The organism is Catellatospora sichuanensis (assembly GCF_007483665.1).
Lineage (GTDB): Bacteria > Actinomycetota > Actinomycetes > Mycobacteriales > Micromonosporaceae > Catellatospora > Catellatospora sichuanensis.
The window spans coordinates 198,302-221,822 of record NZ_VIQO01000014.1 but is presented as its reverse complement, the minus strand read 5'-3'; the positions used below and the strand labels follow the sequence as shown (position 1 = coordinate 221,822).

22 protein-coding genes and 1 pseudogene are annotated in these 23,521 nt (G+C 72.1%); 8 read left to right on the top strand and 15 right to left on the bottom strand.

The annotated features are described in order from the left end of the window. Positions 1-30 precede the first annotated feature (30 nt). Positions 31-1,407, top strand: coding sequence for a hypothetical protein (locus tag FLL47_RS27700; protein WP_144123802.1), 1,377 nt, complete (start codon positions 31-33; stop codon positions 1,405-1,407). Between the two features lie 46 nt (positions 1,408-1,453). Further along, positions 1,454-2,179 (top strand): class I SAM-dependent methyltransferase, encoded by a 726-nt coding sequence (locus FLL47_RS27695; RefSeq protein ID WP_222106224.1) that lies wholly within the window; start codon positions 1,454-1,456, stop codon positions 2,177-2,179. Between the two features lie 59 nt (positions 2,180-2,238). Here the strand turns inward: FLL47_RS27695 and FLL47_RS27690 are convergent, their stop codons facing one another. Beyond that, positions 2,239-2,967 (bottom strand): maleylpyruvate isomerase family mycothiol-dependent enzyme, encoded by a 729-nt coding sequence (locus FLL47_RS27690; protein WP_144123800.1) that lies wholly within the window; start codon positions 2,965-2,967, stop codon positions 2,239-2,241. A gap of 559 nt (positions 2,968-3,526) precedes the next feature. Between FLL47_RS27690 and FLL47_RS27685 the strand changes: the two genes are divergently transcribed. Further along, on the top strand, positions 3,527-5,053 hold the full coding sequence (locus FLL47_RS27685) for a S9 family peptidase (RefSeq protein WP_246158706.1): 1,527 nt from the start codon (positions 3,527-3,529) through the stop codon (positions 5,051-5,053). Here FLL47_RS27685 and FLL47_RS27680 read toward each other — a convergent pair. The 3 genes and pseudogenes from FLL47_RS27680 to FLL47_RS27670 form a co-directional block, all read right to left on the bottom strand. Continuing rightward, a pseudogene (locus FLL47_RS27680) lies at positions 5,014-5,712 on the bottom strand (NsdA family TPR-like regulatory protein); the annotation flags it as partial. The gene FLL47_RS27685 and the pseudogene FLL47_RS27680 sit on opposite strands and share 40 nt — an antisense overlap. A 236-nt stretch (positions 5,713-5,948) precedes the next feature. Further along, positions 5,949-6,374, bottom strand: a complete 426-nt coding sequence (locus tag FLL47_RS27675; protein WP_144123796.1) for a nitroreductase/quinone reductase family protein — start codon at positions 6,372-6,374, stop codon at positions 5,949-5,951. Beyond that, positions 6,371-7,042, bottom strand: a complete 672-nt coding sequence (locus FLL47_RS27670; protein WP_246158704.1) for an NAD(P)-dependent oxidoreductase — start codon at positions 7,040-7,042, stop codon at positions 6,371-6,373. The genes FLL47_RS27675 and FLL47_RS27670 overlap by 4 nt, the downstream gene beginning before the upstream one ends. Before the next feature lie 58 nt (positions 7,043-7,100). On the opposite strand from FLL47_RS27670, the gene FLL47_RS27665 reads away from it, so the two are divergent. Further along, entirely contained in the window at positions 7,101-7,463 is a 363-nt protein-coding gene (locus FLL47_RS27665) for a winged helix-turn-helix transcriptional regulator (protein ID WP_144123794.1), read from the top strand. A gap of 92 nt (positions 7,464-7,555) precedes the next feature. On the opposite strand, the gene FLL47_RS27660 is transcribed toward FLL47_RS27665, so the two are convergent. Then, positions 7,556-9,463: a Xaa-Pro dipeptidyl-peptidase gene (locus tag FLL47_RS27660; RefSeq protein ID WP_144123792.1), complete on the bottom strand. Its 1,908-nt coding sequence runs from the start codon at positions 9,461-9,463 to the stop codon at positions 7,556-7,558. Positions 9,464-9,603: 140 nt separating this feature from the next. On the opposite strand from FLL47_RS27660, the gene FLL47_RS27655 reads away from it, so the two are divergent. Next, entirely contained in the window at positions 9,604-10,173 is a 570-nt protein-coding gene (locus FLL47_RS27655; RefSeq protein ID WP_144123790.1) for a dihydrofolate reductase family protein, read from the top strand. Positions 10,174-10,231: 58 nt separating this feature from the next. On the opposite strand, the gene FLL47_RS27650 is transcribed toward FLL47_RS27655, so the two are convergent. The 3 genes from FLL47_RS27650 to FLL47_RS44255 are packed head-to-tail and all read right to left on the bottom strand — an operon-like array spanning position 10,232 to position 11,843. Further along, positions 10,232-10,633: a hypothetical protein gene (locus FLL47_RS27650; protein ID WP_144123788.1), complete on the bottom strand. Its 402-nt coding sequence runs from the start codon at positions 10,631-10,633 to the stop codon at positions 10,232-10,234. Between the two features lie 56 nt (positions 10,634-10,689). After that, complete coding sequence (locus FLL47_RS27645) at positions 10,690-11,550, bottom strand: class I SAM-dependent methyltransferase (protein ID WP_144123786.1); 861 nt, start codon at positions 11,548-11,550, stop codon at positions 10,690-10,692. After that, entirely contained in the window at positions 11,550-11,843 is a 294-nt protein-coding gene (locus tag FLL47_RS44255) for a hypothetical protein (RefSeq protein WP_246158701.1), read from the bottom strand. The genes FLL47_RS27645 and FLL47_RS44255 overlap by 1 nt, the downstream gene beginning before the upstream one ends. Before the next feature lie 58 nt (positions 11,844-11,901). On the opposite strand from FLL47_RS44255, the gene FLL47_RS27640 reads away from it, so the two are divergent. Beyond that, positions 11,902-12,537, top strand: coding sequence for a TetR/AcrR family transcriptional regulator (locus FLL47_RS27640; RefSeq protein ID WP_246158698.1), 636 nt, complete (start codon positions 11,902-11,904; stop codon positions 12,535-12,537). 16 nt (positions 12,538-12,553) lie between these two features. On the opposite strand, the gene FLL47_RS27635 is transcribed toward FLL47_RS27640, so the two are convergent. Beyond that, a complete protein-coding gene (locus FLL47_RS27635; protein WP_144123782.1) occupies positions 12,554-13,756 on the bottom strand; it encodes an FAD-dependent monooxygenase in 1,203 nt (400 codons plus the stop codon). 175 nt (positions 13,757-13,931) lie between these two features. Here FLL47_RS27635 and FLL47_RS27630 point away from each other — a divergent pair, with 175 nt between their 5' ends. After that, complete coding sequence (locus tag FLL47_RS27630; protein ID WP_144123781.1) at positions 13,932-14,768, top strand: HEAT repeat domain-containing protein; 837 nt, start codon at positions 13,932-13,934, stop codon at positions 14,766-14,768. Here the strand turns inward: FLL47_RS27630 and FLL47_RS27625 are convergent. From FLL47_RS27625 to FLL47_RS27605, 5 genes are all read right to left on the bottom strand, one after another. Beyond that, positions 14,745-15,365 (bottom strand): hypothetical protein, encoded by a 621-nt coding sequence (locus tag FLL47_RS27625; RefSeq protein WP_144123779.1) that lies wholly within the window; start codon positions 15,363-15,365, stop codon positions 14,745-14,747. The genes FLL47_RS27630 and FLL47_RS27625 overlap by 24 nt on opposite strands. Before the next feature lie 68 nt (positions 15,366-15,433). Then, on the bottom strand, positions 15,434-17,224 hold the full coding sequence (locus FLL47_RS27620; RefSeq protein WP_222106223.1) for an ABC transporter ATP-binding protein: 1,791 nt from the start codon (positions 17,222-17,224) through the stop codon (positions 15,434-15,436). Further along, positions 17,221-18,957, bottom strand: a complete 1,737-nt coding sequence (locus FLL47_RS27615; protein ID WP_144123776.1) for an ABC transporter ATP-binding protein — start codon at positions 18,955-18,957, stop codon at positions 17,221-17,223. Before FLL47_RS27615 ends, FLL47_RS27620 begins: the two co-directional genes overlap by 4 nt. Positions 18,958-19,073: 116 nt before the next feature. Next, positions 19,074-20,267, bottom strand: a complete 1,194-nt coding sequence (locus FLL47_RS27610) for an ArgE/DapE family deacylase (RefSeq protein WP_144123774.1) — start codon at positions 20,265-20,267, stop codon at positions 19,074-19,076. Continuing rightward, on the bottom strand, positions 20,264-21,217 hold the full coding sequence (locus FLL47_RS27605; RefSeq protein WP_144123772.1) for a methionyl-tRNA formyltransferase: 954 nt from the start codon (positions 21,215-21,217) through the stop codon (positions 20,264-20,266). Before FLL47_RS27605 ends, FLL47_RS27610 begins: the two co-directional genes overlap by 4 nt. A gap of 94 nt (positions 21,218-21,311) precedes the next feature. On the opposite strand from FLL47_RS27605, the gene FLL47_RS27600 reads away from it, so the two are divergent. Beyond that, a complete protein-coding gene (locus FLL47_RS27600; protein WP_144123770.1) occupies positions 21,312-22,586 on the top strand; it encodes a lysine N(6)-hydroxylase/L-ornithine N(5)-oxygenase family protein in 1,275 nt (424 codons plus the stop codon). 111 nt (positions 22,587-22,697) lie between these two features. Here FLL47_RS27600 and FLL47_RS27595 read toward each other — a convergent pair whose 3' ends face one another. Continuing rightward, positions 22,698-23,516 carry an ABC transporter ATP-binding protein gene (locus FLL47_RS27595; protein WP_222106222.1) on the bottom strand — a complete coding sequence of 273 codons (819 nt, stop codon included), beginning with the start codon at positions 23,514-23,516 and terminating at the stop codon, positions 22,698-22,700. Positions 23,517-23,521 lie beyond the last annotated feature (5 nt).

Genomic DNA, 23,521 nt, shown 5'->3' with positions numbered 1-23,521 from the left:
GATTCGATGGCATGGACTAGGGTCGCGCCCGTGGCGAACTGCGCGCAGTGCTCGAACGAAGCCGTCGTCGATGACCGGTGCCTGGCGCATCACATCGAGAACTGCCCGACCGACGAGCGGGGCCGGCACGTGCTCGCCGACCTCGACCTCAGCGGTCGGCGACTCGACGACGTCCAGCTCGCCGACCTGACGATCACCGGCGACCTGCGGTGCGCCGGCACCACCTTCCGCGGATCGCTGCGGATCAGGAACGTCGACGTCGGCGGCGCCGCGATCTTCGACAGTGCCGGGATGCAGGGCTACGTCGCCGTCGCGGCGCTGACCGTCGGCGAATTGCTGCGTATGCGGGACGTGGCCTTCGAGCGCGACGTGTCGATCACCGACGTGACCTGCGGCGGCACGGTGTCGCTGGCCCGCTCCACGCTCGCCGGGTCCGTCGAGATCGCCGACCTGCGGGCCGCCCACCTCGACCTGCGCCGCACCACCTTCCAGCACCGGGCCCTCATCCAGCTCGCCGACGTGGCCCGAGCCGACCTGCACCGCGCCGGCTTCCACCGCGGCGTACGCCTCACCTGCGCCGGGCCGACCAGGCTCGACCTGCTCGAAGTCGACCTCGGCGGGCCTTCCGCGATCGCCGCCGCCGCGTCGACCGTCGAGGCCTGGCGCATGCAGGACCGGCCTGTGCTCGGACGGACGCTCGGCACCGACCTGAGCCAACTCCGGCTGTCCTACGTAGACCTGTCCGAATGTTCCTTCTCCGGCGCGCACCACCTGGACAAGCTGACCGTCGACGACTGGCACAGCTGGCGAACCTCACCGCGCGGTCTCTCGGTCACCCATCGTGTCACCCTCGCCGACGAGCACCGCGTACGCGGCCACGCCCGGTGGGCGCTGCCCGGCGACGCGCGTGAGGCCCCCTCGTTCGACAGCGTGCAGAACGACTACCACTCGCTGCGCAGCATGATGCAGGACCGCAAGGACCAGCGGGCCGCGTCCGACTTCTACTACGGCGAGATGGAGATGCGCCGCATCGGCCTGCGTCGCAGCCTCCGCACCGACCTGCGCGCCCGCGACTGGCGGGCGGCGTTCAGCACCTTCGGGGAGTGGCTGCTGCTGTGCCTGTACTGGCTGCTGTCCGGATACGGCCAGCGGGCCTGGCGGGCCTTCGCGACGCTGGGGCTGGTCGTCGCCGGGGCCAGCGCGGCCCTGGCCCGCTGGGGCTTCCAGACCCCCACCGGGTATGGCGACTCCCTGCGCTACACCCTGCGCGCCGCATCCACGCTGCTCCGCGGCTCGGATGTGGCGCTCACTCCGACCGGCGACTGGATCGAGCTGGTGCTGCGCCTGATCGCACCGCTGCTGCTGGCGCTGGGCCTGCTCGCCATCCGCGAACGCGTACGCCGTTAGTGCCGGAGCAGAGTCCCTGATGGGTCGAGGCGGACGGGATCATGAAGTGACACAGTGGACCAACGATGCCGCGATCCGGCGATGGGGCGCCATGCCCCGGGCCGTGCTGGAGACGATGGAGCACGACGGCGACTTCGCCAAGCGGCACCTGGTCAATCCCGTCCTGCTGCGGATGCTCGGCGACGTGCGCGGTCGGCGGGTATTGGACGCCGGGTGCGGCAACGGCTATCTCAGCCGGATGCTGGCCGAGCGTGGCGCGCAGGTCGTCGGTGTGGAGCCGGGCCGATCATTGTTCGACTTCGCCGTGGAGAAGGAGACAGCGCAGCCTCGCGGGATCCGGTACGTGCAGGCGGACCTGTGTCAACTGCCGGATCTCGGGAGGTTCGACGCCGTGGTGGCCAGCATGGTGCTGCCCGCCATCCCTGATTGGGCTCCGGCCATGCGCGCGTGCGTGGCGGCGCTCTCACCGGGCGGGCTGTTCGTGTTCACCGTCAACCACCCCTGCTTCGAGCAGCTGTGGCCGTCATGGCGCGAGCACGGCGAATACCGCACCAGGCGGTACCTCGCCGAATATGAGATCGAGGGACCGCACGGTGTCGACTTCCACCGGCCCTTGTCTGCCTATCTCAACGAGCTGACGAGCCTAGGCTGTCGGCTGCGGGAGATCGCCGAACCGGGTCTGGACCCGACGGTTGCCGATGCCGGCCCGGAAGGCATAGATGCCTACGTACATTTGCCGAACTTCCTGGTCGTGGCTGCCGAGCGCGCGTAGCGCCCAGGACTGGAGTCCGGGAAGCCGGTGCGGTGCACGGCGGCCCGACGTGCTGCGGCTCAGCGGTCACGGCCCCAGCCGGGGAAGGGTGGTTGTGGCCATGCCGGTGGGATCGGCAGAGCCGTCGGCGGGTCGTCGGACACGAGCCCATGAGTGGTCGACCTGCCGCTCAGCCAGCCCAGCAGGACGTGTCCCGGGGCGGAGATCGCCGTGCCGTCGCCACCCATGTCCCAAGCCCGGCCGAGATCGGTGGCGTGGACGGAGGCGAGGGGAAAGCTTCGCGCTTTCAGCGCGGCGAGCGTCTCCTCGAGCGCCCAGGCGACGTAAGCCGTCGGCCAATCTGCTGTTCGATAGTCGGCGTTCAGGTCCACGTGATGGGTCTCGAGTTCGCGTAGGCACCGGCGGAGGGTGTACCAGGCAGGGTGGCGCCAACCCGCCATGGCCGTGACCATGCCGTCCCACGCCTGTGTGGACATGGACCGAGCCTCCTGCGCGAACCGCTCCAGGCTGGAGCGCACCTGTCCGGCGAGTTCGGCGGCAGGCAGGGCGGCACCTTCCTCGACCGCACGGGTCAGGGCCGCCGCATCCGCCGCCGGGCCGGCCGCACGGTGGTCCGTGCGGGCCGAACGCAACAGGCGAACGTAGGCATCGGCGCTGTGGGCGACGTGGGCCAACACATGGCCGCGCGTCCACTGCGTCAGCCCTGAAGGAGCCAAAACGTCAGCGTCGGTCAGCGCATCGGCGGCCTGGCTCAACCGGGTGCTCGACCGGCCGACGTCGTCAACCATGCTGCTGATGGCGGCGAATGTCGGGGCGTCGGGCGGGCGCGTCACCCCTCGATCTTTACATGGTCGACACCTCAGCGTCGGCCGTCGAGGGCCGGCTCGTGTCGTGGAGGGCGGGCTCGCCGGCCGCTGGGAGATGGTTCGCGAGCCCGCCCGGCGCTCATCGCCGCAGCCCGTTCGGCGGTACGTCGGTGAGGCCACATGTCCATTGACGTCGACAGCAGCGGGTATCTCCAGGGATCCGGAGCGGACGCGGCGGCGGTCCTCATCAGGCCAACCCGACAGCGACGTCGATGACGACGGCTGGATGTGATCGGATGGTCCGGTGAGTGACGAGCCGGGCATTTCCGCTGGGCGGGTGGCCTTGCGGTCGACCTCGTATGACGGCCTGTCGGCCTACGGTGGCCGCCTGCACTGGCTGGAGTCGCTGCCTGCCACGGGTGACCGCGTCATGGCCACGTGGAGACCGGCGCACGCAGTGACGCTCGGCGCGCTGTCCGTCGGCAACAGCGTGCACGCGTACGGTGGCGGTGCGATCGTCGCCGCCGACCGGGGAACGTGGGTGGTCGGTGAGGCCGACGGGCAGATCAGGCGGGCCGACGACGGCATCGTCTTCACGGATTCACCTCATCAGCATGGAGATCTGACGTTCGGCGACGGACGCCTGCTTTGCGTCCGTGAGGCCGCGGCAGGTGATCAGCTGATCGCGATCAGCCCGGAGACCGCACGCGAGAAGATCCTTTGGCAGGCTCCATTCCTGGCCTCCCCGGGCTTGACCGCCGGTCGACTCACCTGGACGCAGTGGGCGGACGATGCGATGCCGTGGGACTCCAGCGAGGTCTGGACCGCCGCGTACGACGGCCGCCGTGTGCACGATGCGCGGCGGCTAGCCGGCGGACCGGACGAATCGGCTGTCCAACCACGGTGGGGCCCGGACAGATACCTGTACTTCATGTCCGACCGGACCGGTTGGTGGAATCTCTATCGCCACCGCGGCGGGCTCACCGAGGCTGTTGCACCCGTCCGGGCCGAGTGCGCGGCTGCACCTTGGGAGCTGGGCTACACCGACTACGTCTTCCTGCCAGGTGGCCGGTTCGCCATGACGGTTCAGCGAGGCCCGTCGTGGAGCCTGATCGTGGTCGAGCCTGGCGGACGGCTCCGGCCCGTCGAGCTGCCCTACACCTCGCTGAAGCCCTACCTGGCCGTGGTCGGCAAGCGGGTGGCACTTATCGGCGGATCGCCGACCCGCGCACCGGAGGTGGCCACGGTGGCGGTCGACGGTCGCGGCGAGATCGAGGTGCTGCGGCGTGCCGAGCCGGTTGCCGAGATCGCGGCCATCACCTGTCCGGAGGTGATGCAGATCCGCTCTGAAGGGGGCGAGGTGACCGCGTTGTTCTATCCGCCAGCCGGGCACGTGGCAGGGGCCGTCCCGCTGATCCTCCGCCCGCACGCCGGGCCGACCCACCACAGCGACCGGCGTCTCGACGGGCAGGTGCAGTACTTCACCAGTCGAGGTTTCGCCGTGGTGGACGTCGACTACCGGGGCAGCACCGGATACGGTCGGTCGTTCCGCCAGGCCCTGGACGGGCAGTGGGGGATCCGCGACGTCGAGGACTGCCGCAATGTGGCGTGGCATCTGCTCGCCATCGGTCGGGCCGCGCCGGGCGGGGTCTTCATCTCCGGGGCGAGCGCAGGCGGCTACACGGCACTGCGCGCGGTATGCGAGGACGGCCCATTCACATTGGCGGTGGCCCGGTCCGCGATTGTCGACCCGCGGCGCTGGACGACGACCGCGCCACGCTTCCAACGACCGCACGCTGCCCGCCTGGCGAACGCTGAGGCGGCCGTGCGCGCCCATCTGTTCAGGGCGCCCGCGCTGCTCATTCACGGCGAGCGAGACGAGATTGCGCCGATCGACGACGTGCTGGCGCTCGCCCATGGTCTACGCCAGCACCACCGGCTGGCTGGACTGGTCAGTTTTCCCGAGGTCGGCCATTTCCTGTCAGCGCCGGCTGCGCTGGCGGCGGCGTTGGAGGCGGAACTGGCCGCCTACCGTGCCGTGCTCGACGGCCGCCGAACCGACGCATAGGTGGCAGGGGCCATATCCGCCGAGCGCGACACCGCATATTCCACCAGGTCGTGCACGGCAGGCAGGTCCCGGTGCCGGTGCAGTTCGGCCATCATCAGCGCGATTCGGTGCGCGGTCCGGAAGGACGCCGTCTGGACGGCGTGGTCGACGGCCTGACGTGCCTGTACGCAGGCCTGTTCGAGGTGGCCGGCGCGGGCCAGCGCGGACGCGAGCAGCGCGGTGTCGATGCCGAGGCGACGCACGCGATGGGGACTTAGCAGGGCGACGGCCCGCGCGGCTTCGCGTCGAGCGGGCTCGTACCAACCTAGATCGAAGAAGCAATGCGCCTTCTCGTCGGCGACGTCCGCCTCGCCGAAGTAGCCGAGCCAGGCAGGTTCGGCGGCTGGGTCGCGCCGTTCCAGATCCGCGTCCGCCTGCCGTAGTGCGGCGCAGCAGGCGAGCTTGTCGCCGCGGCGCGCGTGAGCACGTGCCAGCACCAGCCGGAATGCGGCACTGACACCGGGGCTCGCGTGGGGTTCGGAGCCGTGCAGCGCGGCGGTCGTCAACCTGACCGCCTGGCTGGCGTCGCCGCAGTGCAATGCGAGGTGACCGAGGCTGACCGCGATGAGGTAACCGCCGTAGAGCTGCTGGCCGGAGGTGACGGCGAGGTTCAGGGCCCGTACGTAGTGCTTTGGTGATCGGCAGCAGGGTTCGCACCGATCTCGACCCGCATGTGCACGGCACGGTGACCGGCGTCGACGCCCACCACGGCCTGCCGATCGTGCGACTCGACTCCGGTCCGCTTGCTGGGCAGGAGCACAGACTGTGGCCGGGTCAGCTGTTCAGCTCGCGCAGTTGAGGACGTGCGCAACCGTCGCCGGTGACGGTCGTGCCAGGGCTGGCCGTCACCGGCGTATCAGATGGTCGGCTCAAGTATGACCACCGGGATCTGTCGCTCGGTCGTCTCCTGATACCCCTGGTAGTTCGGCATGGTCTCGACCATGAGCTGCCACAGTCGCGGCCGCTCCGCCGCCGCGGCGGTGCGGGCCGTCGCCGCGAACGTCCGTGCCCCGATCTGGACGGTGACGGCCGGATCGGCGACCAGGTTGAGATACCAGGCCGGGTGGCGGTCAGCTCCGGCGTTGGAGGCGACGACGAGGTGGCGCTCGCCGTCGCGGGCGTACACGAGCGCGGTGCGGCGCAGGGTGCCTGTCCTGCGTCCGCGGGTGGTCAGCAGCAGGTCGTTCATGCCGGGCCGGGATTGGCCGCCGGTCTCGACGAAGCGCCGGATGTGCCCGGCCACCCAGGGGACCGGGCTGTCGGTGACCTCCTCGGTGCTCATCCGGCCTCGACGCCCAGGTGGACGCGGTGGTGCGTGGGGTTGTCGATCTCGTCGAGGACTGCGACGGCGAAGTCGGGGTAGCTGATGCGACTGGAGGCGTCGGCCGTGGCGGCGCGGTGCAGGCCGGTGCGTCCGGCGGTGTGGTCGAAGTCCCCGGCCGGGCTGAGGACCAGCCAGTCCAGGTCGGTCGTCGCCGCACGCAGTACGGCTGTGCCCGCCGCGTGGCCGAGGTAGAAGGACCGGTACTCCTGCGGGTAGCCGGGCGTGTCCATCAGCGGTGTGCCGGACGCCGTGTCCAGCACCGATGCCAGTCCGACCGTGACGAGCCTGCTGACCCCGGCCCGGGGCAGTCCGTCGAGCAGGGCATCGGCTGCGGCCGGGAAGAACGTGCGGGGGTCCGCGGCGAGGTCGGCGGAGGCGTTCACCGCCGCGTCGTGCCCGGCCGCGACCCGCGCGATGTGGGCGGCGTCGGTCACGTCACCGGCCAGCACCTCGTCGGCGGCGAGGCCGAGGTGGCGCCCGGGATCGCGTACCACCGCGGTCACCTTGTGTCCCCGCTGCCGTGCCTCGGCCGCGACGGCCCGGCCTGCCCGGCCGCCGGCTCCGAAGACCACGATCCTGCTCATGCGCCACCCCTCGACGGTGTCGGCCGGGAGTGTCCCGACCACGCCGTGGACGCTATCCGGGCGGATGGTTTCCGTTCGGATACCGGCTAACATCGCCCAGGTGACCGCACCCCTGGCACCGGACATGTTCGATGAGATCTGCCCGTCCGACCTGTCGCCGATCCGGTTCGGCGACAAGTGGACCGGCATGGTGATCCGCTGCCTGGAGGGCGGCCCGCGCCGCTTCTCGGAGCTGCGTGTCCCGCTGCGTGGCGTCACCGCCAAGGTGCTGACCAAGTCGCTGCGCACGATGGAGCGCGACGGCCTGGTCGCCCGCCGCGCGGCCGACCGGCAGGTCGTCTACGAGTTGACCCCGCTCGGCCGCAGCATGATCGCCCCGATGGACGCGGCGTGCGCCTGGGCGCGGGAGCACTGGGACGAGCTGCTCGACGCCCGGGAAGCCGTCCCCGCCCACCACACCTGAGCAGGCCCGGCCGAGGTCGGCGACCCAGGGCAGTTAAGAAGGGCACCTTCTACTACGGAATCCGATAAGAAGGTGCCCTTCCTTTGCCTCTGTTACTGGAAGCGGGTGCCGGTGGTGGGGCTCGAGGTGCCGTCTACGACGACGGGGGGAGTGGGCTGCGGGGACAGGGACTGGGCGGCGAAGCCGGCGGCCGGGGCGATCGGCAGTTTCAGGACGCTGCCGGTCAGGTCGACGGTGACCGTGGCGCCGGTGGAGTGCGAGGTGACGAACTCGGCGTCGGAGAGGGTCAGGACCACGCCGAGCCGCTGGCCGGCGGGGATGATCTGGTCGATCGGGCGCAGCTTCCAGGTGATCGTGTAGTAGGTGCTGGTGTTCATGGCGGTGGTGGTGGTCAGCGAGGCGCGGTGCTGGCCGTCCATCCAGCCCCGGGACAGCACCTGGTAAGCCGCGCTGGACACGACCTTCGCGGTGTCCTTGTAGCAGGCGTCGTCGGTGCTCGACGACGATCCCCAGCACGACTGGCTGGTCAGCGTACTGATGCCCTCACCGGAGGCGCGGTAGTTGACCCGGGTGGCGGTGCCGTATGTGACGAGCTTCGCGGTCAGCGTCGTGGTCGCCTTGCTCGACCGGACCCGCAGCGTGATCGTCGGCGTGCCGGAGATGCGCAGGTCCGAGGCCAGCACCGGGGTCTGGTAGACCTTGCGGCCGGTGCGGGCGGTCGTCGGCGAGCTGACCGCGTTGGCCTCGCTCAGCGACGGCGCGTCGGTCAGCGACAGGCTGCCCGAGCCCGCGCCGGACGATGCCAGCACGCCCGGGTTGCCGGTGCCCTGCAGCACGTAGTTGGCCGTGGCGGTGCCCGACGGCGGCCACAGAGTGCTGGTCTGCCAGACGTCGGCGGCCCGTTCGACGTCGGCCATCGGCTCGCTCATGATGCCGTTGTCGATGTCCATCAGCCAGAAGTCGAACCAGCGGTGCAGGGTGTCGACCCACTTGGCGCGGCGGAAGTCGAACGGGTCGACATGGCCCTCCTGGGACAGCCAGATCTTGCGCGGCACGTTGTTGGCCGCGAGCGCGTCCCACCACTGTCCGAAGTGCACGCCCTGCACGTTGAGATCGTTCATGCCGTGTACGACGAAGACGCTCGCGTGCACCGACGCCGCGGAGGTGACGTAGTTGCGGGCGGCCCAGAACGAGTTGTAGTTGCCGTTGCTGACGGCGCCGCTGCTCAGCGCGCTCGACACCGCCGTGCAGGTGCCGGACGGGCGGCCGTTGACCGTGTTGTGCAGGCTCGGCACGGAGCTGACCTTCGGGTTCACCATGCCGTTGACCCGGTTGTAGTCGTACCAGCTGGAGATCGCGCCGATCGGCACGATGGTCTCCAGTCCCTCGACGCCGGTGGCGGCGACGGCGTTGGCGACGGTGCCGTCCCATGACTTGCCGATCATGCCGACCTTGCCGGTGGTCCAGGTCGTCGCGTTGACCACGGTCCCGCTGGCGGTGCGCCCGACGGCGCGGCCGTTGAGCCAGTCGACGACCGCCTTGGCGCCCTGCACCTCCTCGGTGCCGCCGACGTCCTCGCAGCCGGTGGAGCGGCTGGTGCCGGCCAGGTCGGCGGCGATGAAGGCGTATCCGCGCGGTACGAAGTAGTTGTCGTAGTACAGCGGGAACTTGGTCACCGTGCCGTCGGCGGCGTAGACCTTCTTCTCGGACTCGTTGCCGCGCCCGCAGCACTGGTAGTAGGGCGAGGCGTCCATGATGACCGGCACCTTCACGCCGGCCGTGGCGGCCTCGCGGGGCCGGATGATGTCCGCGACGACTCTGTCGGGGGTGCCGTTGCCGTCGTTGTCGAGGGTCGTCTCGACGTACACCGTCTCGCGGATGGCGGTGGTGTAGTCGTAGACCGGGTCGCTGAGCAGCGCGACCGGTGCGGCCGAGGCGGGTGCGGCCAGCGCGGTGGTGCCGAGCAGGGCGAGCACGCAGAGGAGGGGTATGCGACGCATCGACATATGGTGTCATCGCAATGTATCACTGTCCATGTGCCCGCGGCGGTCGCGTGAATCCGTTCCCCACCGGGCCTTCCGTGCTCGCCGCACGGCCCGGTCTACCGGGTGATGCCGGTCGCCCGTGGCAGGCTGGCCAGGTGACGAAGACGCAGTACTACACGGCGACCAGCGCCGACGGTTTCATCGCCGACCAGGCGAACTCGCTGGACTGGCTGTTCGTCGTCGACCGCAGCGACCCGGACCGGTTCAAGGAGTTCTTCGCCGGGGTCGGCGCGATGTGCATGGGCGCGACGACGTACGAGTGGGTGCTCGACCACGACCGGTTGCTCGAGCATCCCGAGCGGTGGCAGGCCTCCTACGGCGATACGCCCTGCTGGGTGTTCAGCCATCGCGACCTGCCCGCGATCCCGGGCGCGAACCTGCACTTCGTGTCCGGTGACGTCGCCCCGGTGCACGAAGCGATGGTCGCGGCCGCCGGTGCTGCGAACGTGTGGCTCGTCGGCGGCGGCGAGCTGGTGGGCCGGTTCGCCGACCAGGGCCGGCTCGACGAGATCATCATGGGCGTCACGCCGGTGTTCCTCGGCGGGGGAGCACCGCTACTGCCACGACGGCTGCTGTCGTCCCAGGTGCGGCTCGCCCGGATCGTGCAGGACGGCCAGATCGCCGAGCTGACGTACGAGCTGATCCACGAGCCGCACCGCGCCTGACCGCGCCACGTGGCAGACGGTGCTCCGCACACAGGTGGAGCACCGCCTGCCAGGCATCTCAGGCCGAGGCCATGCACTTCGCGCCGGAGATGCCGATGGCCAGCTCCGCGCCCGAGGCGGCCAGCACGGTGACGGCGTTGACGTCGCCGGTGTAGGCGATCTCGGCGGCGGACTCGCAGAACCGGAGGGCCGCCGCGGCGGCATCGTCGCCCAGGGTCGTGGTGATCACGACTGAGGTGCACTGGCCGTTCACGACGACCGAGCTGACCTCGGCGCTGCTCAGATGGTTCTTCACCCGGTCGCCGGCCCCGTCGCAGGAGTCAGGCGGCAGCACCGCGGCGGACGTGCCGGCCGCCGCCGGTGGCGCGGTGTCCGCCTCGTCGCCGCAGGCGGTCAGGCCGAGGGCCAGGAGGAGCATCGTCGACGCGAGCAGGGGAGTGGTTCGGCCGCTGGTTCTCATGTGGTCAACCGTTCTGGAGGAGTTCGACGTGCGTGGAGGAGTGGTCCCGGGTGGTGTCACGGTGCCGTCGCCGTGATGAGCCAGAGTCCGGCCGGGAGCCGGTAGCCGGTCCCGCGCTCGCGGAACCGGTCGAGCAGCCCGGCCGCAGCGGCGCGGGCGGCCGTCTGCTGCGGAGCCGGTGCCGCCCGGTAGGCGGCGCCGGCCGGTCCGATCTCGATCAGCCACTCGGCCACGGTGTCGGGGTCGTCGGGTGCGGTCATGACCACGTCGTGCGGTTCGGCGGTGACAGCGTCGAAGCCCGCCGCGGTCAGGATCCGGCGCACGCGGGCCGGGTCGGCGAACGCGAACGGGCCGGGCTCGTCGCCGACCGGCAGCGGCGGCAGCGCCGCCACATGTGGCGCGGCGCCGAGCACCGCGAGCGGTAGCCACGGGTTGGTCCGGCCGTCCCGGAAGACGGTCGCGGCCAGCCGTCCACCGGGACGCAGCGCGCGCCGGAGGTTGACGCAGCCGGCGACCGGGTCGGCGAGCAGCATCAGCGCCATCCGGGAGTACGCCGCGTCGAACGGCGCCCCTGGAAGGTCCTCGACGGTCTCGATGTCGGCGGCGGCGAACCGCAGACCCGGATGGCTGTCCTGCGGGAAACGCGCGGCCGCCGCGGACACCATGGACTCCGCCAGGTCCACGCCGAGCACCGCGCCGGTCGGCCCGACGGCCGTCGCCAGCTCGGCGGAGGTGCCGCCGCAGCCGCATCCGACATCGAGGACACGCTCGCCGGGCCGTGGGCTCAGTCGGGACATCGCGATCGCGCCCAGCGGCCCGCCGAGTTCGTCCTGGCGGTCGGCGTGCCGGATCCAGCCGGGTGCGGCCTGCGCCCAGAACGTGCTGTTGCGGGCGCGCAGCTCGGCCGTGTCGGCCATCAGAACGGCAGCTCTGCGCCGTCGACGGTCATCGCCCGGAATGCGGCGCTCTTGCCGGCGTCGAAGCCCTCCGACTGGGCGGCGAGGCCCGCGGCGCGCACCAGCCGCTCGGACTGGAAGCGCCGGAACGCCGCCTCGTCCTGCCAGACGTTGATGATCCGCCAGCCGTCCTCGGTCGGCCCGGCGACGTGGGCCAGCAGGCCCGGCGGCCGGTCCGGGCCGAGGTGCTGCTCGACCAGCCGGTACTCGGACTCGCTCACGCCGGGCATCTCCTGGAGCACACCGAACGGCATACGATCACATCCTTTGGTTAGAGTGACACTCTATCTAATAGAGCACTACAGTGAGGCGGTGGCTGTCAAGAGGCGGTACGAGTCCGAGCGGCGACAGGAGCAGGCCCGCCAGACCCGGCGCGCGATCCTGGACGCGGCAGGCCGGCTGTTCGCCGAGGCCGGATACGCGGCGACGCCGCTGACCGCGGTCGCCGCCGCGGCGGGAGTCGCGGTCCAGACCGTCTACGCGGTGTTCGGCAACAAGCGCCAGCTGCTGTCCGATCTGGTCGACGTGACGACCGCCGGCGACGACGAGCCGGTGGCGCTGCCCGATCGCGCCTTCGTCGCCGAGATCCGGGCGCTGGCCGACCCGCGGGCCAAACTCGTCCGCTACGCCCGGCAGCTCACCGAGGTCCACCAGCGCAACGTCGCGGTGATGGTCGCGCTGGCTGGGGCGGCCACCGCCGACGCCGACGCCGCCGCGATCTGGCGCAAGAACGTCGAGGAGCGGCGGCGCGGCATGGGCATGTTCGCCGCGGAACTCGTCGCGACCGGCGGGGTGCGCCCCGAGCACGACGTCGACAGCGTGGCCGACGTGCTGTGGCTGGCGATGGACTCGCGCAACTACGACTGGCTGGTACGCACGCGCGGCTGGTCCACCGAACGGTTCGAGCGCTGGTACGTCGACACCGTCAGCGCCGCCGTGCTGGCGTGAGCCTCGGTGCACCGACTCAACGCGGGCGGAGGCGGGCGTAGTCCGGCAGGTCGATCTTCTCGGCGGGTGGCGTCAGCACACGCCGGGCGATGCGGTGCAGGGCGGGATTGGCAGCCGTGGCCAGCAGCGCGTTGAGCACTCCGATGCCGAACCGGCTGCGCGGGTGGGCGACGCGCGGCACGAACGGCGGCAGGTGCTGGGCCTGGGCCACGTACGGGCGCATGATGCGCTCGTACGACCGGAACGCGTCGCGGTGCGAGGCGTGCGCCGCCAGTTCACCGGCCAGCACGTACGCCCCCACGAGCGCCAGGCTGGTGCCCATGCCGCTGATCGGCGAGGCGCAATAGCCGGCGTCGCCGACCAGGGCGACCCGTCCCCTGCTCCAGCGCGGCGCGTGCACCTGCCCGACCAGTTCGAGGTAGAACTCGTCGGCGGCGTCGAGCGCGCGCAGCACCCGGGGCGCCTCCCAGCCGACGCCGTCGAACACGCGGCGCAGCAGTTCCTTCTGCTCGCCGACCGGGAGGCGCTCGTAGCCGCGCGGCGGGCACAGGAACGACATCAGGGCCCGGGTCGTGCCGAGGTTGTCCGGGCGCAGCGCGACGACCCGGCCGCCGGGCCCGTTGTGCCAGCGCGCCCACGAGCCGTCCGAGGCGGCGCGGGGGATGGTCAGGTAGGACATGTAGAGGCCGAGCGGCACCACCCGCGCCTCGGTGCCGAACACCAGCCCGCGCGTCGTGGAGCCGATGCCGTCGGCCGCGACGACCAGGTCGAAGGCCCGGTCGGGGCCGTGCGCGAACGAGACCCGGACCTCGTCGTCGCGGTCGTCCACGGCGGTGATGCGGTCGCCGAAGACGTACTCGGTGTGCACGCGGGTGCACCCGTGCAGCAGCCGGGCCAGCTCGCCGCGCAGGATCTCCGACTCGGCGACGAGGCCCTCCCCGCCGAACGCCTCCGCGGCGAAGGCCGCCTTGACGCGGTCTCGCGCGTCGACGAAGGCGACCCCGTCCTCGCCGGTGGAAGCGGCCCGGACGGCGTCCTCGATGCCCATCCGCCGGGCGACGGTGCGACCCGCCCCGCGCAGGTCGACGGTCTGACCGCCGGGACGTATACCGTCGTGCCGCTCGACGACGACCGACGTCATCCCGTACACGTGCAGCCAGTGGGCCAGCGCGGGACCCGCGATGCTCGCGCCGGAGATCAGGATCCGGCGGCCGGTCATCTGTCTCCTCCCTCGCTCGCACGTGTCTGCAGTGTCGCGGAGCCGCTGCCGATGATCCAGTGACGCGGCCGATACGCTCGGTAGTAGTCGCAGTTCGCAGGCGGGGGCGAAAGGTGTCGGCCGACAGGGCGCACGTGATCGCGAGCGGCGCGGGCCCGGGGACTACCGTTATCGGGTGAACCCTGATCAGCGCGCTCTGAAGGACGGCGACCTCGACACGCGCGAGGAGCACCTGTACCGCCTCCTGGAACGCGCGAAGGCGGGCGGCGACGAATCCGCACTGGCGGCGCTGCGCACGCTCGCGCGCGACTACCCGAACTACCACCGCTCGCTCTACAGCCGGGCGATGAACCAGGCCGACGTCTTCGTCGACGCGTCACTGGCGGAGCCGCTGCTCGCCGCGCTGGCCGACACCCGCTACAACTGCCAGGCCTGGGCGGCGATGGGCTGTGCCGCGCTGCGGCTGCCCGCCGCGGTGCCCGGCCTGCTGACGCTGCTGGAACGCGGCGACTGGATGGGCCAGGAGCAGGCCGTACGCGCGCTGGGCCGGATCGGCGATGAATCCGCGGTGCCCGCGCTGGTCCCGGCGCTGTGGTCCGAGCCCGAGTGGCTGCGCGAGCGCGCCGCCGAGGCGCTGGCCGAGATCGGTGGCGAGGAGGCGCTCACGGCCCTGTGGGAGGCGTTCGAGCACCGGGGCTTCACCCGGATCGGCTACGTCGCCAGCGCGCTGTCGAAGTTCGCGCCCGACATCATCCCGAGGCTGCTCGCCGCGGCCGACGACGAGGACCCGGACCTGCGGTACTGGGCGGCCGTCGCGCTCGGCTCGACCGGCGACGAGAGCGTGGTGCCGACGTTGGAGCGCCTGATGGCGCAGGACAAGGGCCAGACGGTCTTCGACGGCTGGGTCAGCGTCGCGGCGAAGAAGGCCCTGCGTACGCAGCGCCGTATCCAGGCCGCGATCGCCGCCCGGACCGAACCGGGCAGTCCGTCAGAGGTAGTCGAAGAAGCGTGAGTACCACGTCGCCGTCGGCTCCAGGGCCCAGGTGTTAGGCCCGTCATAGGGCGAGTACAGCACGTGGTCGGGCACGTGGACGTAACCGGCGTCGGCGATCGCCTGCTCGATCCGCTGCCGGTCGTCGGGGTGCACGGCGGGCGCAGGATGCTGCCGCGAGCGTGACGCGTAGGTGGCCAGGCGGCCGAACCTGCTCACGGACACCTGCAGATACGGATGCTTGCGGGTGCGGTTCTGGTGGGTGCGGGTGGCCTCGCCGGGAACGGCCACGCTGCCGAAGCACGCGGAATCCTGCGCGTGGCCGGGGTCGCATGGGTGGCCGAAAGCCTCGCTCAACAGCGTGGTGAGCCGGTCGAGCCGGTCTTGCGCCGCGTCGTGGTCGAAGCCGGTCGGGCGCTCGAGGTCACCCTGACCAGGCACCCTTTCCAGCTGCCAGGCCCGTAGCGCGGCCAGGGCGCTGGACACGTCGAGGACCACCTCGTCGGTCGTGCCTTCCACCGGTCGCAGAAACGATTCGATCCGCAGCGGGTTCTCCGGCGGAGCGACCGGCTCGTCCGCATCGTGAAGGATCGCCCGCCAGCGTGCGCTCATTGCCACATCGGCACAGTAGTGGCCGCTTCAGCAGGCGACCAGCGGATTGCCGGTCCGCACGATTCCGTCGGCGGTCACGCGTCCTGCTCGCGGCGGCCGGACCAGGCGCGCCAGAGTTCGGCGTAGCGGCCGTCGGGGGCCTCCCGCAGCTCGTCGTGGGAGCCGCTCTCGACGATGCGGCCCGCGTCGAGCACCACCACCCGGTCGGCGAGCGCCGCCTGGGTGAGCCGGTGCGCGACCAGCAGGCCGGTGCGTCCGTGCAGCGCGGCGGCGACCGACGCCTCCAGGACCCGCGCTCCGGCGCTGCCCGCCTCGGCGGTGGCCTCGTCCAGCACCGCGACCGCGGGATCGGCCAGCACCAGGCGGGCCAGGGCGAGCTGCTGCGCCTGCGCGGCGGTGAGCCGGTGTCCGCCCTCACCGACCACGGTGGACAGCCCGTCCGGCAGCGCGGCGGCCCACTCGGCGGCCCCGACCCGCTCCAGCGCGGCGGTCAGTTCGGCGTCGGTCGCGTCGGGGCGGGCCAGGCGCAGGTCCTCGGCCAGCGTGCCCGCGAAGACGTACACCTCCTGGGTGATCAGCGCGACGGCGCGGCGGCCGGACGGGTCGAGGTCGCCGATGCCGACCCCGCCGACCCGGATGCTGCCCGACGTCGGCTCGTGCACCCCGGCGACCAGCCCGGCCAGGGTGCTCTTGCCGGCGCCGCTCGCACCGACCAGCGCCACCCGCTGCCCGGCGGGTACGGCGATGGTGACCTCGTGCAGCACGGGACGGTCGGCGGTGTACGCGTGGCTGACCGCGTCGGCGTGCAGGGACGCGTCGGCGGGCGTGCGCGGCGCGGGCGGCGCCACGGGTTCGGGCAGGTCGGCGACGCCGACGATGCGCACCAGCGCGGCGGTCGCCGCCTGCACGTCGTCGATCAGCCCGAGCGCGATGTTGACCGGCGTGAACAGGTTGTGGAAGTACAGCGCCGCGGCCGTGGCCGCGCCGATGGTGACCTCGCCCGAGCGCACCAGCAGGAACCCGGTGGCCAGCACCGCGGACAGGCCGATGAACTCGGCCAGGTTGAGCCGGGCGTAGAAGCGGGTGACCAGGTTGACCCCGCGCATGGTCAGGTCGACGGCGTCCTGCGAGCGTGCCGTGACCCGGCCCAGGTGCTGCTCGCGGCGGCGCAGCGCGCGGACGGTCGGCGCGCCGCCGATGGTCTCCAGCAGCTGCTGCTGCTGCGCCCCGACGGCGATGCGCTGGCGGGCGTAGAGGGGCAGGGCCCGGCCGCCGTACCACCAGACGGTGTAGAGCTGCACGGGTGCGGCGAGCAGCGCGGCGAGCATGAAGCGCCAGTCGAGCACGGCCAGCCCGGCGATGGTCAGGCCGATCGCCAGCAGCGACCGGGCCAGCTCGGGCAGGCCGGAGCGGACCACGGAGGCGACCGCGTTGAGGTCGTTGCCGGCGCGGGAGGTCAGGTCACCGGAGCCGGCCCGCTCGACCTGCCCGAGGGGCAGCCGCAGCGCCCGGTCGAGGAAACGTTCCCGCAGCTCGGCTAGGGCTCCTTCGCCCAGCCGGGCGATCAGGGTGAGGCCGTACGCGGTGGCGGCTCCGGACAGGACGGCGACCACGGCGAGGGCGACGACCGGAGTGGTGATCGAGGACGCGGGTGCGCCGCTGGTGACGAGGTCGACCACGTGCCCGAGCAGCGGCGCGACGGCCAGCCCGACGGCAGTGGCGGCGGTCAGCACGAGCAGGCCCGCCGCGGCGAGCCACCGGCGCGGGCGCAGCAGCGCGCGCAGCGCCGCGGCGGTCTGCCGGCCCGTGGCGGTGGGCAGCAGTTCGCGCTGCTCGGTCATGGGGGTTGCCTCCTGGCCGGTCATGCCAGCACCGTCGCGCGGTAGCCGGTGTGCTCGCGGACGAGCTGCTCGTGGGTGCCGGATGCGGTGAGCGCGCCGTCGGCGACGAAGTGGACGGTGTCGGCGGCGGCCAGCAGCGCGGGGCTGGTGGTGATGACGATGGTGGTGCGGCCTTCGCGCAGGCGGCGTACGCCGTGCACGATGTGGAGCTCGGTGACCGCGTCGACGGCGGTGGTGGGTTCGTGCAGCACCAGCACCGGGGCGTCGGCGGCCAGCGCGCGGGCCAGGGCGACGCGCTGGCGCTGCCCGCCGGACAGCGACCGGCCGCGCTCGGCGAGCGCCCCGTCGACGCCGCCGTCCAGGGTCGCGGCGACCTCGTCCGCGCCGGACGCGGCCAGCGCGGCGCTGAGCAGGCCGTGCGTGTCGGCCGGGCTGGTGCGCTGGTGCGGCAGGCCGGGACCGTTGCCGTTCGAACCGGCCGGGGCGACGACGTTGTCGCGCAGGGTGCCTTCGAACAGGTCGGCGTCGTGGGCGGCGACCAGCAGCGCGCCGCGTACCGCCTCGGGGTCCAGGGTGGACAGGTCGTGGCCGTCCAGGGTGATGGTGCCGGAGTCGGGTTCGCGTTCCCGGCCCAGCAGGTCGACCAGCGCCTCGGCGTGGGCGGGGTCGGCGGTGACGAGGCCGACGAGCTGGCCCGCGGTGACGTCGAGGTCGAGGCCGCGCAGCCCGGCATGGGTGAGGCCGCGTACAGCGAGACGGCCGGTGACCGGGCCGGGCAGCGGTGCGTCGCCGCCGACGGCCGGGGCGGACGCCAGCACCTCGGCGATGCGGACGGCGCTGCCGCGACCCTGGGCCAGCTCCCCGTTGACCCAGACCAGCATGGACAGCGGCCCGATCAGGTACTGCGCCATGCCGACCGCGGCGATCAGCGCGCCGATGCTGATCGTGCCGTCGGCGGCCAGCCGACCGCCGACCAGCGCGACGACGGCCAGGAACAGCCCGTTGACGGCGAGCAGGGTGCCGTCGTGCCAGCTCTTGGCGCGGGCGGCGTGCACCGTCGCGGTGAGCGCGGCGCGGCTGCTGAGCCGGTAGCGCTCGGCCGCCGCGCGTTCCGCGCCGATGCCCTTGAGCACACGCAGGCCGCCGACCATGTCCGCGGCGAGCCCGGCCGTGTGCGCGATCCGGTCCTGCTCGACCTCGCTGCGCCGCTGCAGCGGACGGCCCAGCACGTGTGCCAGCCCCATCATGAGCGGGGTGCCGAACAACACCAGCAGACCGAGCGGCAGCGACACCCGCAGCAGTGCCACCGCGCCGACGACCAGGCCCAGGATCCCGGCCACGCCGAGGGGCAGCACGAGCGCGATCATGCCGACCCGCGCGGCGTCGCTGGTGGCGACGCTGGCCAGGGCACCCGGCAGCCGCCCGGTGTCGGCCCCACCGCGCCGGTCGAGGACCCGATCGGTCAGGCGTACCCGCAGTAGGTGTCCCGCCTGCTCGGCGGCGCGTTCGCCCAGCCGCGCGCCGAAGCGGAAGCTGAACGACAGCGTGAGGAACACCGCCCCCAGCACGGCGAGCCACAGCAGCAGCTCGGAACTGGAGCCGGTGCCGACGGCGCGGTCCACCACCATGCCGATCACCACGGGCACCATGGCCTCACCTGCCTGGTGGCCGGTGCTGAGCAGCGCGCTGCCGGTGATGCGGCCCGCCTGGCCGCGCAGGGCTTCGCGCAGCACACGGCCGCCGGTCAGCTGTGGCATGTCCCCTCCTGGGGGTCTGGTCGTCGGGGTGGCGGCGATCGGGGGACGGCCGGTCGGCGCGCCGGTGTCCCGGGCGGTGGTCGGGCGCCGTCCGTGGGGGAGCGGTATGGATCAGGTCAGTGGCAGTGCGCCGCCGCGAGCCGGGCCAGCGTCGCACTGGCGGTGACCACCTCCGAGATCGGCACGTACTCGTCGGGGGCGTGGGCCAGCTCGATCGCGCCGGGACCGTACTGGACCGTAGGGATGCCGGCTCCGGCGAGCAGCCGCAGGTCGCTGCCGTATGGCGCGCCCCACTGCTCCGGCGTGACCCCGGTGGCCCCGACCAGCGCCGCGGTGAACGCCGGGTCGGGGTTGCGGCCGGGCAGGAACTGCCCGCCCCACCACTCGACGGTGACCGGGTGCGCGGCGAGCCAGCCGTCTTCGGCACAAGCCGCCGCGACGGCGGCCTCCAGGTCCGCCTTGGCCTGCTTCGGGGACTCGCCGAGGGCGACGCCGTAGCGGCCCTCGGCGATCAGCTCGCCGGGCACCGACGACGACCAGTCGCCGGCGTGCACGGTGCCGATCTCCAGGGCGTACGGCACGTCCCAGCGCCGCATCAGCGGGTCGACGTCGCGGTTGCGGGCCGCCTCCAGCTCGCGGAGCGCGCTGAACACCGGCAGGAACTTCTCGATCGCGCTGACGCCCGCGGTGCGCCGGGACGCGTGCGCGGACAGGCCCGGCACACGCAGCCGGAACGTCAGCGCGCCCGCGTTGGCGGGCACCACGGCCAGCCCGGTCGGTTCGGGGATGACACACGCGTCCGCCCGCCAACCCCGGTCCAGCAGCCCGTACGTGCCGAGGCCGCCGTCCTCCTCGCCGGCCACGCACGCGATCAGGACGTCGCCGCGGGGACGGTCGTGCTTCAGCTCGCGCATCGCGAACAGCGCGGCGACCAGGCCGCCCTTCATGTCGCAGGCGCCCCGGCCGTAGAGGCGGTCGCCGTCGACCCGGCCGCTGAACGGGTCGTCCGTCCAGGCGGCCAGGTCACCGGGCGGCACCACGTCGACGTGCCCGTTGAACATCAGCGACCGGCCGCCGCCGGTGCCGGGCAGCCGCCCGACCAGGCCGTACGCCCGCTCCCGGGGGACCTCCATGCCGGGGAAGGCCGGCTGGGCGGTCAGCTCCGGCAGTGCCAGCTCCCACAGGTCGACCTCCAGGCCCTCGGCGCGCATCCAGTCGGCGAGCACCGCCTGGATACCGGCCTCGTGCGGCGAGCCGCCGACGCTGGGGACGCGGACCAGATCGGCCAGCAGCTCGGTCAGTTCCGTCATGCGGGAGAGTGTCCCAGGTAGCCGCCCATGGTGCGGAACAGGTCGGTGGCCGCCAGCTCGGTGCCGTCGTCGAGGCGTACCCGCTCGATGACCAGGCCCTTGCTCTTTCCGCGCCGGGCCTCGGCTCCGGCGACGATGGCGACGCCGTCGCCCTCGCGGTAGAAGATCCGGCCGGGGGTGCCGCCGTACACGGCCTGCGAGACCGAGGCCTTGATCACACGGATGCGCTGTCCGCGGTAGTGGGTGTAGGCGTTCGGGTACGGGTCGCACTGGGCGCGGACCAGGCGGTCCAGCTCCTGCGCGGTCCACGTCCAGTCGATGCGCAGGTCCTCGTCGGCGCGTTTGTGGAAGAAGCTGGCCTGGGAGCGGTCCTGCGGGGTCCAGTCGGTGCGGCCCGACGCGATCAGGCGCAGGCCGTCGACCGTGATCGGCCCGAACAGGGCGAGCGTCTTGTGGAACAGGTCGGCGGTGGTGTCGCGCGCGCCGACCGGCACCGAGCGCTGCAGCACGATGTCGCCCGCGTCGAGGGTGTCGTCCATCATGTGCGCGGTCACGCCGACCTCGGGCTCGTCGTTGAGCAGGGCCCAGATCAGGGGCGAGAAGCCGGCGTACTTCGGCAGCAGCGAGTCGTGGATGTTGAGGGTGCCGTGCCGGGGCAGGTTGAAGACCTGCGGCGGGATCCAGGTGCGCCAGTTGGTGGCCACGATGACGTCCAGGTCGGCTTCCTTGAGCGCCGCCATCAGCTCCTCGTCGTCGGGACGCTCGCGGATCAGGACGGGCACACCGTGCTCGGTGGCGAGGTCGGCGACGGAGTCGCTCCAGATGCGCTCGTACGCGTGGTCGCTCTTCGGATGCGTGACGACGAGGACCACCTCGAGGTCTGGTGCTTCCAGCAGCGCCTGGAGCGTGCGGTGCCCCCAGGTCTGGTAACCGAACATCGCGACCCGCATGGGTGCCCTCCTCTGGACCGGAACGAAAGGCAAGGCTTACCTTGCTAAGGTAACCCTAATGTAATCTTCGGGGGCCGTACACGGAAGGGGTCATATGTCCACGTCGGACGCACATCTCCACGATCTCGCAGGGATCGGCTTCGGCCCCTCCAATCTGGCCCTGGCCATCGCGTTACGCGAGCTGGACCGTCCGGTGGACGCGGTGTTCCTGGAGAAGCAGCAGCGGTTCGGCTGGCATCGCGGCATGCTCATCGAGGGCACCACGATGCAGGTCTCGTTCCTCAAGGATTTGGCCACCATGCGCGACCCGGCCAGCGAGTACAGCTTCCTGAGCTACCTCAAGGCCAAGGACCGCCTGATCGACTTCATCAACCACAAGACGATGTACCCGTCGCGCGTGGAGTTCCATGACTACCTGGAATGGGCCGCCGCAGGATTCACCGACCAGGTCGAGTACGGCTCGGAGGTGGTCGCGGTGCGGCCGCTGCGCGACGGCGGCGTGATCACCGGCTGCGAGGTCGTCGCCCGGCAGGGCGGTGACCTGGTCACCCGCCAGGCCCGCAACCTGGTCGTCGCCACCGGTCTGGAGCCGCGGATGCCCGACGGCATGCGCCCCGGCCCGCGCGTCTGGCACAGCCGTGACCTGCTGCGCCGCCTGCCCGACCTGCGTGACCCGCGCCGGGTGCTGGTCATCGGCGCGGGCCAGTCCGGCGCCGAGGTCGCCGACCATCTGCACCAGACGTTCCCGCAGGCCGAGGTGTGTGCGGTGTTCGCCAAGTACGGCTACACCCCCGCCGACGACAGCCCGTTCGCCAACCGCATCTTCGATCCCGAGGCCGTGGACCACTTCTTCGACGCGCCCGAGCACGTCAAGCGGATGCTGATGGCCTACCACGGGTCCACCAACTACTCCGTCGTCGACCTGGACGTCATCCAGGGTCTATACCGGCGGATGTACCAGGAGAAGGTGCTCGGCCGGGAGCGGCTGCGCATCATGCACGCTTCCCGGGTGGTGGAGCTGGTCGAGGAGGCCGACCGGGTGCGGGTGATCGTGGAGTTCCTGCCCACCGGCGAGCGCACCGTGCTGGAGGCCGACGCGGTGGTGTGCGCGACCGGCTACCGCAGCAGCGACCCGCTGCAGCTGCTCGGCGAGCTGGGCGAGCACTGCGCGCGCCGCGACGACGGGCAGCTCCAGGTCGAGCGCGACTACCGGGTCGCCACCACCGGCGACGTGCGCTGCGGCATCTACGTGCAGGGCCCGACCGAGCACACCCACGGCATCAGCTCGACCCTGCTCTCCAACACGGCCGTCCGCGCCGGTGAGATCGCGCGCTCGCTGACCCGGATCACGTCGCCGGCCCTGGCCTGACCGCCCGCCTCAAGCCCGCCCAGCGGGAATGTGGCGCGTTGGTGTGCTCGTTTCGGGACGCTCACGCGTCCCGAAACGAGCACACCAACACAGTCACATGTGCTGTCGCGGCTACCCGACGGAAGTCGCGGTCCGAGCGGTGCGGCGGCGCTGACGATCCGCTGGTACGACCATCGGGGTGCCCGTCTGCGGGTCGGTCATCACCTGGCTGGCCACGCCGAACACATGCTCGACCAGCTCGGCCGTCATGACCGCCTCGGGCGCGCCCTGGGCGACGATCTCGCCGCCGCGCATGACGACCAGGTCGGTGGCGTAGCGGCAGGCCTGGTTGAGGTCGTGCAGCACGGCGACCACGGTGCGGCCCTGCTCGTGCAGCTCGGCGCACAGGTCGAGGACCTCGAACTGGTGCGCCAGGTCCAGGAACGTGGTCGGCTCGTCGAGCAGCAGGATCGGCGTCTGCTGGGCCAGCGCGACGGCGAGCCACACCCGCTGGCGCTGCCCGCCGGACAGCTCGTCGACATACCGGTCGGCCAGGTCGGACACCTCGGTCACGGCCATCGCGTCGCGGACCGCGGCCTCGTCGTCGGCGGACCACTGGCGCAGCAGGCGCTGGTGGGCGAACCGGCCCCGGGCGACCAGGTCCTCGACCACGATCCCGGCCGGGACCACCGGCGACTGCGGCAGCATGCCCAGCTGCTTGGCGACCTGCCTGGAGGGCAGCGAGGCGATCGCCGCCCCGTCGAGGAAGACCGTGCCCGCCTGCGGCTTCAGCACTCGCGCCAGTGCCTTGAGCAGCGTGGACTTGCCGCAGGCGTTGGGCCCGACGATGACCGTGAACGACCCGTCGCCGATCTCGACACCGAGGTCGCGGGCCACCACGCGGCGGTCGTACGCCAGGGTCAGGTCCTGCGCCCGCAGCCGTGCCTGCATCGCGT